The following is a 10,523-nucleotide window of genomic DNA, read 5'->3' as shown; positions in this document are numbered from 1 at the left end:
ATCAGTGCGAATGGGCGGGCACATCCGCGCCCCGGCAGCCCACCAGAAAGTCGAAATCCGCGCCGCGATCGGCCTGCAGCACATGCTGGATATAAAGGCTTTGATAGCCTGAAATCGGCGGGGCGACCGGCTGCCACTCCGTCTGCCGTCGTGCCAGTTCCGCCTCCGGCACTTCCAGCACCAGGGACCGGTTCGCGACATCGAGCGCGATCATATCGCCCTCCCGCACCAGCGCGAGCGGCCCGCCGGCGGCCGCTTCGGGTGCGACATGCAGAACGACCGTGCCATAGGCGGTGCCGGACATGCGGGCGTCGGAAATGCGCACCATATCGGTGATGCCGCGGGCCAGGATTTTTGGCGGCAGGCCCATATTGCCGACCTCCGCCATGCCGGGATAGCCGCGCGGCCCGCAATTGCGCAGCACCATCACCGAGGTCTCGTCGATGTCGAGATCAGGATCGGTAATGCGGCGATGATAGTCATCGATCGTGTCGAACACGACGGCGCGGCCACGATGCTGCATCAGCGCGGGCGTCGCGGCAGAGGGTTTGATGACAGCACCGTTCGGCGCCAGATTGCCCCGTAGCACGGCAATGCCGCCTTCCGGGGTCAGCGGGTTATTCAGCGTGCGGATGACCTCGGTATTGAAATTCTCGGCCATCTGGACATTTTCCCAGATGGTCCGGCCAGTGACGCTGGGCGCATCCCCTTCCAGCAACCCGGCCTCAGCCAGCGCCTTCATGACGACAGGCAATCCGCCCGCGTAGCAGAACTCTTCCATCAGAAAACGGCCTGACGGCTGCAGATCAACGATCGTGGGTATATTGCGGCCGAGGGCATCCCAGTCATCCAGGCTCAACGGCACACCGATACGCCCGGCGATGGCGATGAGATGCAGAACGGCATTGGTTGATCCGCCAATCGCCCCATTGACGCGAATGGCGTTGCGGAAGGCGGCCGGGGTGAGGATGGAGGACAGCGTCTGATCGTCCCGCACCATATCGACGATGCGCCGGCCGGTGAGCTGAGCCAGAACGCCCCGGCGGGCGTCAACCGCCGGCAGAGCCGCGTTTTCGGGCAAAGCCACGCCCAGCGCTTCGACCATGCTCGCCATGGTCGACGCCGTGCCCATGGTCATGCAGCTGCCGGCCGAGCGCGCCATGCCGGCTTCCGCATCCATGAAGTCCCGCAGCGTCATGCGCCCGGCCTTCACGTCCTCGCTGTAGCGCCAGACGGCGGTGCCCGAGCCCACGGGCTCCCCGCGCACGCGGCCGTTCAGCATCGGACCGCCTGATAGCACAATCGTTGGCAGGTCGCAGGAGGCCGCTCCCATCAGCAGCGACGGCGTGGTTTTGTCACAGCCCACGAGCAGCACGACACCGTCGATCGGATTGCCGCGGATGGATTCTTCGACATCCATCGAGGCCAGGTTGCGAAACAGCATCGCCGTCGGACGCAGATTCGATTCGCCCAGCGACATGACGGGGAATTCGACCGGAAAGCCGCCCGCCTCATACACGCCGCGCTTCACCCGCTCGGCCAGATCGCGCAGATGCGCGTTGCAGGGTGTGAGTTCCGACCAGGTATTGCAGATGCCGATGACGGGACGGCCGTCGAAGGCATCCGGCGCCATGCCCTGATTCTTCATCCAGCTGCGATACATGATGGCATTCTTGCCATCGCCACCGAACCAGGCTTGGGAGCGCAGGCGCTTGGCCGTCATGGATAGTCTCCGACAGAAAAGGGCAGAGAAGGGGTGCTCACTTGCCGATACCGAGTGTAAGGCCACCGATCAGGGCACGCTGGAACAGAAGATAGGCGAGCATCGCGGGCAGGGCGCTCAGCAGCGACCCGGCAAGGAGCACGGGAATATCCAGCACCCGGCCTGATTGCAGCACCGCGAGTCCCACAGTGATGGTCCGCACCGCGGGCTCCTGCAAAAAGATCAGGGCCACCAGAAGGTCGTCCCAGATCTGGATGAATTGCAGCACACCCACGGCCAGCAGCGCCGGTGCGCTGAGCGGCAGGATGACATTCGCAAAAATGCGCCAATAGGGCATGCCGTCGATCTGTGCGGCCTCCACCAGCTCGTCCGGCAGGTCGCTCATGAAGGACGTCATGAGGAAGGTGCCGAAGGGAATGCCGAGTGCCGCATAGGTCGCGATGACCGACAGATAGTTGTCGGAGGCGCCGAGCGCGGCGAAATTGATGAACTCGGTCAGGATCATCGACTGCATCGGAATCATCATGCTGGCGCCGATCAGGCCCAGCAACGCACCACCCCTGGGGATATTGAGCTTTGTCAGCGCAAAGGCCGCGAGAGAGCTGATGATCAGAATGACGCCGACGGAGCCCACGGTCACGATGGTCGAATTGATCAGCTGCTGCAGGACGGGCAGGTTTTGGAACAGCACCTGCCAATTGCGCCAGGACAGGTGTCCGGCAAATTCCATCGATCCACGGCCGATCGTATAGAAGGGAAACAGCATGACGATGAGGACAAGGCCAAGAAGCGCACTGGCCATGACGCGGCCGCGCGGCCCGAGAAGCGTCTTCATGCCGCGATCACCCTGCGCGCCACAACCTCAGATCCAGCCGGCATCGACGACGAAATGCTGGGCGGTACACATGCGGCTGTCATCGGCCGCGAGCCACAGCACCATGCGCGCGAGATCGGCGGGCATCAGCTTGTCCGGCAGGCATTGACGTTCCTTGATCTGCCGCTCGCCATCGTCGTCCAGCCATAGCGCGATCTGACGCTGCGTCATCACCCAGCCGGGTACCACGGCGTTGACGCGAATACGCTCCGGCCCCAATTCGCGGGCCAGGCCCTTGGTCATGCCGCTGATCGCCGCTTTCGCTGTGACATAAGCGATGTAATTCGATTCGCCAGCGAACCAGCTGATCGAGCTGAAACAGATGATGGAGCCGCCGCCCGCCGCCTTCATGGCTGGGCGCACCGCCTGGGCCGCGAAGAACTGATGGCGCAGGTTCGTCTCCATCCGGTTCTGCCAGTACTCCGGCGTCACGTCTTCGATCTTATGGCGGTCGTCATTGCCGGCATTGTTGATCAGCGCCAGCGGCGCGCCGTTGGTGGCAGAGGATAGCGCGACGGCGGCCTTCAGCGCGTCCAGATCCTTGAGATCGCAGGGAATGAACAGCGGCCGATCCAGCCCGCGCGCCGCAATCCGGTCCGCCACCGCCTGGCCCGCATCTTGTTGCAAATCCAAAAACGTCACCCGCGCCCCCTGTGCGGCGAAGTGCTCGACGACACTTTCGCCGATGCCCGAGGCGCCCCCGGTGATGAAGACGGGACGGCCTTTCAGGCTGGGATAGGACGCATCTTGGGCTTCCACGGCGCACTCCTCGGGCAAATTGCACTGCAGCATCGCTGATTTCGATTGACAGCGGCCGTCGCAGATTAAAACATATCATATGATTTTTCCAAGGGTGATTTCGACGCCATGTCGATTGCCCGGTCTGGCGTGCCTGCAACCACTTTTTGGAGGGAGCGTTCATGTCGCGACATCAGACTGGCCCATCTGGATCACGCCTGAGTTTCCGGGCGCGACTCATGGGACTCGTATTCGGGGGAATCGCACTCGGCGCGCTGGGCGCGACCGCCGCCCCCGCCGACGCCGGCACCATCACGATCTGGCATAATTACGGAACGGAAGTGAACGCCACGGCCTTGACCGCCGTGGTCGCGGCCTTCGAGAAGGCCGATCCCGATGTTCAGGTGAAGGTCATCAGCCAGCCGGCCGACAATTATTTCGCGCTGCTGACGGCGGCGTCCATCTCCCACTCGGCGCCAGATATCGCCGTCATGTGGACGGGCGTATGGGATCTGAAATACGCCCATCTTCTGGCCAATCTGCGGCCCTTGCTGCCCGCGGACACGCTGGACCAGATGAAGGGTCTGCGCTGGGCGTCGCAGGATTATGACACCAGCAAAGCCCTCTATGTCCTGCCGCTGGAAGACCAGTTCTATATCGGCTTTTATAATAAGGATCTGTTGAAGAAAGCCGGCTTCAATGCGGCGCCGCGCAGCTGGTCCGAACTCGCCGATGTCTGTCAAAAGATCCGCGCGACCGGTGTCGATCCCATGCTCTATGGCAGCGATAGCCAGGCCTTAAGCTCGGAATTCTATCCCTTCTACGATCTCAGCTATCTGATGGCCGGCGCCTATCCGGTGGATCAGTGGAGCGGCCTGGTGGACGGCAAGATCGCCTGGACCTCCAAGCCTATCGCCGATCAGTTGCAGAAATGGGCCGATCTGCACAAAAATGGCTGTACCAATCCAGATGTTCTGACAACGACCGATATCCTGACGAAATTCGGTGCTGGCAAGGCCGCGATGATCGTTGATGGCAACTGGAACCTGCAGCAGCTTTACGACAAGATGGGCAGCAGCCTGGGCGTCTTCCCGCTGCCCTTCTCCGATTCCCCGACCAAGACCGTGGTCGAACTGCCGGGTGACGGCCTCTCCCTGCTCAAATCCTCCCAGAACAAAAAGGATGCGGTTGCTTTCCTGACCTTCCTGATGAGCGGCGATGCGCAGAAAATTCTGGCGCAAAGCGGGTTGGTGCCAGCGCGTGAGGGCTATGCCGCCACCAATCCGCTCTATGCGGATCTGTTCGCACTGACCGAGAAGGATGGCTTCACCGCGGCCCCGATGATCGACAACGTCATCCAGCCGCCGCTCGTCGATGTCGGGCAGCGGGTGCTCAATGCGGCCTTCGCCCAGCAGATGACCGTGCCAGACGCTTTGCAGAAGATGCAGGATGCCTGGAACAATCTGCCGGCCGATCAGAAGCACTGATCGAACGGTAGGCGGGATAGGGACGGAGCGCGGTCATGAGTGGGTTAGCAGAGGCGACGACCGTTCGTGCTCCGTCCTTGCGAAAGGGGGGCTTTCACCGGCATCGCCAGCGTGCCGGTCTGGTCTTTCTGGCGCCGCTGCTGGTCGTCTGGGGCCTGTTCCTGATCCTGCCGATCTGCGAGACGGCTTATTACAGCCTGACGGAATGGGACGGGCTGTCATCGACCTGGAACGGTATCGGCAATTATCTGCATTTGTTGCGCAGTCCCGATTTCGGCAGTGTTTTCTGCAATAACCTGCTTCTGCTGCTCTCCGTGCCTTTTGCAGTCTTCATACCGCTCTGCATCGCGATCGTCATTGCGATGGAGCCGCCGGGCTGGCGCTGGGTACGGGCGCTGATCTTTCTGCCCGCAACGCTGTCCTGGGTTGTCATCGGCATCGTCTGGCTGCGCGTCTATTCCTCGGACGGTCTCATCAACCAGATGCTCGATGTGCTCGGCCTGCATCGCTTCCATATCGACCCCCTGGGCAGCGTGCGCACGGCCATCATTCCGATCGCGCTGACCTTTATCTGGTCTCAGGTCGGCCAGAATACGCTGATCTTCCTCATCGGCCTCTCCGGCATCGATGCCGCGATCTTTGAAGCGGCGACGATTGATGGTGCGGGGCTCCTCGCCACCATCCGTCAGATCGTGCTGCCGCTGATGACGCGCTTCCTGGTCTTCACAACCATCATCACGCTGATCGCGGCGTTCACGGCGCTGTTCAGCCTCATTTTTGTCATGACAGGCGGCGGACCCGGCTTTAGTACGACCACCATGGAATTCTATATCTATCGTCTGGCGTTCAACCAGACCGACTTCGGCATGGGGGCGACCGTCGGTATCGTCCTCCTTCTCGTCATCGCAGTGGTCACCACGCCGCTCATGATGCTCTACCGGAGGACATCGGCATGACCGGCGTCATCCGCCGCCGTGGGCGGTCTCTGGTCGATCAGGTCGTTGACACGATCGGCCAGGATATCGTTGCCGGCCGCTATCCCGTGGGCTCCCAGCTTCCCAATGAAACGGAATGGGGTGAGCGTCTGCAGGTCAGCCGCAGCGTGCTGCGCGAGGCGCTGCGCGTACTGGTCAGCAAGAACCTTATCGATATTCGGTCCCGCGCCGGCGGCCGGGTGCGCAGTGACGCGGACTGGAACCTGCTTGACCCGGATATTCTGCAATGGCGCTCGCAAAGCAGCGACCAGGGCAGCTTCGTCACCGAATTGTTTGAACTCCGCCGGGTCATCGAACCCGCAGCAGCCGGCCTTGCCGCGACACGCATCGCCCAGGGGCAATTGGGCGAGCTATCAGCGGCTTTGGCCGAGATGATGGAAGCGGGCGAGGATAGCGACCGCTTCCTGGAACCCGATGCCCGCTTTCACCGCATCATTCTGGCGAGCGTTGGCAATTCCCTGTTTCGCGCTCTGGGCCAGGCCGTGACGGTCGCGCTTGATATCACGCTGCGCCTGTCCCTCGACGCACCGCAGGGCCAGCAGCAATCCATGCCTTTCCACAAGACCGTGCTGGATGCCATTGCCGCCGGTGACAGCGCGGCGGCCTCCGCCGCCATGCTCGCCCTTGTCAACGCATCCGAACGCGATGTGGCCGAAGCCCAGGCCACAACAGCCAAGAACCGGCGTCCGCCCAGGCGGGCGCCCAGCAAGACAGCCAGGAGATAGTCCGATGACCGCGACCCCCAGCATGGCGCAGCTGTGCCAGACCCTTTTTTCTTCTCTTCTGTCGGACTGTCTGGATCAGGCAGGCCTTCGGCGCCAGGCCATGCCGTCCCGCATCCGGCCTTTGGACGAGGCGCAGATCCTGGTCGGCCGCGCGCGCACGGCCGCCTATATGGAGGTCTATCACGTCGAAGAAGGCGTGAACCCCTATGACCTGGAAATCACGCTGATCGACAGTCTGCAGCCCGACGAGATTCCGGTTTTCGCCTGCAGCAACCCGGCCCGCGTGGCTCCCTGGGGAGAGCTTCTCTCAACCGCGTCGCAGGTGCGGGGCGCGGCGGGCGCGGTGATGGACGGCTGCGTGCGCGACATCAAGGCGATCCGGGAGATGGGTTTTCCGGTCTTCCATGGTGGCATCGCACCGCTGGACAGCAAGGGCCGCGCCTTGGTGATGGCGATCGACGTGCCGGTCGAATGTGCGGGTGTCGCCGTTGAAAGCGGGGATCTGGTCTTCGGTGATGCGGATGGGCTGGTGATCGTGCCGAAGCGCGCGGAGGCGGAGGTGCTGCGCCTTGCGGCCGAAAAGTTGCGCGGTGAGAAGGATACCCTGGCCGCCCTCCGCGCCGGCACCTCTCTGCGCGAGGTCTTCGAGCGCTACGGCATTCTGTAGCGCTCATGCCGGCTGCCTCGCGGCTCAATACCAGATGGCCGCCAGCTGGCTGGAGAGCGGTCCGCGCTCAGACCGCGGGATCAGCGTCATGCTGATGATCCGTCCGTCCGCGCCAAGCCCGGCGCGGCAGATGGCATCCGCTTCCACGACCAACTCGTCCGGGTGGCGGATGTGCAAATGCAGCCCGATCACGGCCTGCGGATCTTGCGTCAGCCGGTCGCCGGTCGCGTGAATCTGGGCGATATCGGCGGCCATCACAAAATTGGTGAAGGGCCGATGCAGCAGGGATTCCGGCGCGAAGCCAAGAATGGCGGCGGCGTTGCGGCTGATCGCCCTGATCAGGAATGCCGTATCGAGAATGCAAAGATAGTCTGGATTGTCGGTCTGATCTATGGCGGCGGGCGCTCCCGGACCCGGTGCCGGCAACGGCCCGGCGTGGGTGCTTTGTGCGAAAGGGTCGCCAAGGCCGCCGAACGGGGTCTGGGTCTGGGGTCCGGCTGGGGGTTCCGAATACAGGCGGGGTGGCACTGGCCTGTCCGTTGCCGCATAGGACAGCAAAACTGCCAAGCCATAGGCCAGGGCTGCTGTGGGATAGGCTACGACCGCCAGTCTGACCGCGGTGATGACATCTGGATTGGCGTACCAGACCGGGTAGAATAACTGGGTGAGGTCGGCGCCGTTCAAGGCACCGGTCGGCTGTCCCTGATCGGTGAGCGCAATCAGCAGCATCAGCAGGACATAGGCTGAGGTCAGCCACATAATGCCGATGCTCAGTCGCCGTAAGAACTTTGCATAGCTCATGGTAACAAGCGTGCCTGAGAACGAGAGTTGATGGGCAAGATCGTTTTGTTTCGGCGTCGGGCATCATTCTATGGCTCGCGCAGTGTGATCGCTACCATACAAAATGATGGTCATAAGACGAAAAAACGAAGGCCTCGTTAGCGTGGGCTCTGGCCCTGGCTGGGAACCGATCAGAAACAGCTTCACTGAGACGGCGTTTGTCCGCGCGGACAAACTCTAGTCTAAAGGCAGAGGCCAAGACTGGGCCTGGATTTTGAGGATTGGCGGGGCGATGGGTTTTCAGGAAGACGAGGAGGATGACGGGCCTCCCCAGCTGCCGGGCGGGAAATTCTATATGACACCCGCCGGTTTCAGGCGGCTGGAGGCGGAGCTTGCGGCCCGGCGGGAGGAACGCCACCGGGTGGTGGAGATCGTTTCCTGGGCGGCCGGCAATGGCGATCGCAGCGAGAATGCCGACTATAAGGAAGGAAAGCGGCGCCTTCGCGAAATCGATCGGCGGCTGCGTTTCCTCATGCGCCGCCTGGCCCATGCCGAAGTGGTTGATGCCGCGGCTCAAACCCAGCGCGACCGCGTCTTTTTTGGCGCGACCGTGACCTATGCCAATGAGCGCGACGAAGAAAAGACGGTGACGATCGTGGGTGTCGATGAAGCCGATATGGCGGATGGCAAAGTCAGCATCGGCTCGCCGATCGCGCTGGCCTTGCTGCGCGCCCGCCAGGGCGACGAAGTCATGGTGCGGACGCCGCGTGGTCCAGAACGCATCGAAGTGATTGAGATTTCCTATCCCTTGCCGCAAGCTGCCGCCTGAATGCGCCAGGCTAGAATTTGATGGCAAAGATATCGGGTCTTTTACAATTTTTAATCCTCTCCAGCTTAGGACGTTCGTGAATGATCGTAACGTAACGTCTAGAGAATAAAAACGGATGCATGAGCAGGGGCTGGCGCTTACAGCGCGATGACCGAAGGCGGAATCGCCGAAGGTCTGAATCGCCGAAGGTCTCAATGGCGCGATCAGACAAAGAGCTAAAGCGGCCTGTGGGAGCGCGCGCGACGGCATCCCGCTCCAGCGGGCAGACTTTTGTCAATGGATGCTTAGAGCAAGGGTAGGCGTTTCGGTATGGCATCTGTCCTGAACCTTGCCGGATTGGGGCAAGTGACCGTCGATCGTCGCCCCGATATTTGCCCGATCTGCCATACCCGGATCACGCCGAATCTGATCGCGGGGGGACCGAGCGGACGCATCTTTGGCAGCAATCTGACCGTTGTCTTCGTATGCCCGAATGAAAGCTGTCGCGAATACTTTCTGGGCTATTTCGACAAGCGCGGAAATGTCTACAACTTTCAGACCTGCCGCCCGTCCGAACCGGTTTTGCCACCGCTGCCGGATTTCGTAAGGCGAATATCTCAGAATTATAGCGAAATGTTTACGGAATGCCTGAAGGCTGAGGCGTCAGGGCTAAAGCAGCTGGCGGGCGTCGGCTACCGCAAGGCGCTTGAATTCCTCATCAAGGACTATCTGATTTCGCGGCGGCCGGAGGATCGTGAGGCTATCGAAAACAGACCGCTCGCGGGCTGCATCGAAAGCTATGTCACGGATAGCAATGTGCGGGATGTCGCCAAACGCGCGATCTGGCTGGCCAATGATGAGGCCCATTACCAAAGAAGTTGGCAGGATAAGGACCTGCGGGACCTGAAGGCGGTTCTGGAACTGGTCTTGCGATGGATCGAAACCGAGTATCTGACCGAAGAATTGCTCAAGACCATGCCGCCGGCGCGCGCGCGCCACGGTGATGAGGGCAGTCTTGATTTTGGTCCCTCGGCCGCGGCCGCTTCGGCTCACGCGGCGGTGGCACCGCCTGCATCCGGTTGAGCGGTCACGACAGGTATCGCCGCCTGCCGCCTCCGCTCACGCCGGCTAGAAACTCTGGCCGGTGCCCAGGCGGTTCGGACCCTCGATGATTTGCTGATTCTCGAGGCTCTTCTGGTGCTTCTTGTATTTATGCGCCTTGTAATGGCCAGTGCCGCAGCCGCCGATGGTGCCCGGTTCCGTCGGATTCGCAGCATTATGGTTCATGTCTGTCTTGTCCGCTTCCGAACACCCATAGCTCCCTGCCCAGGCTTGGCCGCCACAAGCGCAGGCGGCTAGGAGAAGGGCAATTCCGAAAGCTTTCATCGAGGGCACTCTGGATGACATGGCTGGAAGATCGACATCCTTCATCCATGCCATGGATCGACTGAACCGACAATCGCAGCACCGGGACCGCCATCGGAGAAGGCTGCCGTGATTCTGCGCCTGTCGGGTGGCCGTATTCGTTATAGTGAATATTGAAACATTATTACGCCAGTATTACTGGCGGAGAAAGAATCACTTGTCAAAGCAGGGTGGAAGTGCTCTAGAGGCCTCGCCTTAGACAAAAAAAAGGCGGCACGCAGGTGCCGCCAAGTTTAGGGAGGAAACGTCCAAGAAAGCAGCGGCACGATCGAAGACCGCCGCCAGCTGCTCCAAATTTCCT

At 61.6% G+C, this 10,523-nt stretch carries 11 protein-coding genes; 6 read left to right on the top strand and 5 right to left on the bottom strand.

Annotation, left to right across the window (positions count from 1 at the left end; translation table 11 throughout):
* Position 1: 1 nt before the first annotated feature.
* The 3 genes from AC3G7M_RS16095 to AC3G7M_RS16085 are packed head-to-tail and all read right to left on the bottom strand — an operon-like array spanning position 2 to position 3,356.
* Positions 2-1,723 (bottom strand): IlvD/Edd family dehydratase, encoded by a 1,722-nt coding sequence (locus AC3G7M_RS16095; protein ID WP_489213139.1) that lies wholly within the window; start codon positions 1,721-1,723, stop codon positions 2-4.
* A gap of 37 nt (positions 1,724-1,760) precedes the next feature.
* Positions 1,761-2,558, bottom strand: a complete 798-nt coding sequence (locus AC3G7M_RS16090) for a carbohydrate ABC transporter permease (protein ID WP_489213138.1) — start codon at positions 2,556-2,558, stop codon at positions 1,761-1,763.
* Positions 2,559-2,585: 27 nt separating this feature from the next.
* Positions 2,586-3,356, bottom strand: coding sequence for an SDR family NAD(P)-dependent oxidoreductase (locus tag AC3G7M_RS16085; RefSeq protein ID WP_489213137.1), 771 nt, complete (start codon positions 3,354-3,356; stop codon positions 2,586-2,588).
* A 218-nt stretch (positions 3,357-3,574) separates the two neighbouring features.
* On the opposite strand from AC3G7M_RS16085, the gene AC3G7M_RS16080 reads away from it, so the two are divergent.
* From AC3G7M_RS16080 to AC3G7M_RS16065, 4 genes are read left to right on the top strand one after another with little or no spacing between them, the layout of a single operon-like run.
* Positions 3,575-4,822, top strand: a complete 1,248-nt coding sequence (locus AC3G7M_RS16080; protein WP_489213136.1) for an ABC transporter substrate-binding protein — start codon at positions 3,575-3,577, stop codon at positions 4,820-4,822.
* A 35-nt stretch (positions 4,823-4,857) separates the two neighbouring features.
* Positions 4,858-5,778, top strand: a complete 921-nt coding sequence (locus tag AC3G7M_RS16075) for a carbohydrate ABC transporter permease (RefSeq protein ID WP_489213135.1) — start codon at positions 4,858-4,860, stop codon at positions 5,776-5,778.
* The gene (locus AC3G7M_RS16070; RefSeq protein ID WP_489213134.1) at positions 5,775-6,542 is read left to right on the top strand and encodes a FadR/GntR family transcriptional regulator; all 768 of its coding nucleotides are present in this window, start codon (positions 5,775-5,777) and stop codon (positions 6,540-6,542) included. The genes AC3G7M_RS16075 and AC3G7M_RS16070 overlap by 4 nt, the downstream gene beginning before the upstream one ends.
* 4 nt (positions 6,543-6,546) lie before the next feature.
* On the top strand, positions 6,547-7,209 hold the full coding sequence (locus AC3G7M_RS16065; protein WP_489213133.1) for an RraA family protein: 663 nt from the start codon (positions 6,547-6,549) through the stop codon (positions 7,207-7,209).
* A gap of 24 nt (positions 7,210-7,233) precedes the next feature.
* On the opposite strand, the gene AC3G7M_RS16060 is transcribed toward AC3G7M_RS16065, so the two are convergent.
* Positions 7,234-8,010 carry a hypothetical protein gene (locus tag AC3G7M_RS16060; protein ID WP_489213132.1) on the bottom strand — a complete coding sequence of 259 codons (777 nt, stop codon included), beginning with the start codon at positions 8,008-8,010 and terminating at the stop codon, positions 7,234-7,236.
* Positions 8,011-8,281: 271 nt separating this feature from the next.
* On the opposite strand from AC3G7M_RS16060, the gene greB reads away from it, so the two are divergent.
* Both greB and AC3G7M_RS16050 read left to right on the top strand, forming a co-directional pair.
* Complete coding sequence (gene greB, locus AC3G7M_RS16055) at positions 8,282-8,818, top strand: transcription elongation factor GreB (RefSeq protein WP_489213131.1); 537 nt, start codon at positions 8,282-8,284, stop codon at positions 8,816-8,818.
* Positions 8,819-9,127: 309 nt separating this feature from the next.
* Complete coding sequence (locus AC3G7M_RS16050; RefSeq protein WP_489213130.1) at positions 9,128-9,880, top strand: hypothetical protein; 753 nt, start codon at positions 9,128-9,130, stop codon at positions 9,878-9,880.
* Positions 9,881-9,925: 45 nt separating this feature from the next.
* Here the strand turns inward: AC3G7M_RS16050 and AC3G7M_RS16045 are convergent, their stop codons facing one another.
* Positions 9,926-10,084 carry a hypothetical protein gene (locus AC3G7M_RS16045; RefSeq protein ID WP_489213129.1) on the bottom strand — a complete coding sequence of 53 codons (159 nt, stop codon included), beginning with the start codon at positions 10,082-10,084 and terminating at the stop codon, positions 9,926-9,928.
* Positions 10,085-10,523 lie beyond the last annotated feature (439 nt).

This window comes from Acidisoma sibiricum (genome assembly GCF_057837225.1).
The sequence above is the reverse complement of the archived record's forward strand: the minus strand, read 5'-3'. Positions and strand labels throughout refer to the sequence as shown.

Bases quoted from the DNA above. Each gene is read 5' to 3' on its own strand.
- AC3G7M_RS16095 (WP_489213139.1), bottom strand. From the start codon at position 1,723: ATGACGGCCAAGCGCCTGCGCTCCCAAGCCTGGTTCGGTGGCGATGGC.
- AC3G7M_RS16090 (WP_489213138.1), bottom strand. From the start codon at position 2,558: ATGAAGACGCTTCTCGGGCCGCGCGGCCGCGTCATGGCCAGTGCGCTT.
- AC3G7M_RS16080 (WP_489213136.1), top strand. From the start codon at position 3,575: ATGGGACTCGTATTCGGGGGAATCGCACTCGGCGCGCTGGGCGCGACC.
- AC3G7M_RS16075 (WP_489213135.1), top strand. From the start codon at position 4,858: ATGAGTGGGTTAGCAGAGGCGACGACCGTTCGTGCTCCGTCCTTGCGA.
- AC3G7M_RS16070 (WP_489213134.1), top strand. From the start codon at position 5,775: ATGACCGGCGTCATCCGCCGCCGTGGGCGGTCTCTGGTCGATCAGGTC.
- AC3G7M_RS16065 (WP_489213133.1), top strand. From the start codon at position 6,547: ATGACCGCGACCCCCAGCATGGCGCAGCTGTGCCAGACCCTTTTTTCT.
- AC3G7M_RS16060 (WP_489213132.1), bottom strand. From the start codon at position 8,010: ATGAGCTATGCAAAGTTCTTACGGCGACTGAGCATCGGCATTATGTGG.
- greB (WP_489213131.1), top strand. From the start codon at position 8,282: ATGGGTTTTCAGGAAGACGAGGAGGATGACGGGCCTCCCCAGCTGCCG.
- AC3G7M_RS16050 (WP_489213130.1), top strand. From the start codon at position 9,128: ATGGCATCTGTCCTGAACCTTGCCGGATTGGGGCAAGTGACCGTCGAT.
- AC3G7M_RS16045 (WP_489213129.1), bottom strand. From the start codon at position 10,084: ATGAACCATAATGCTGCGAATCCGACGGAACCGGGCACCATCGGCGGC.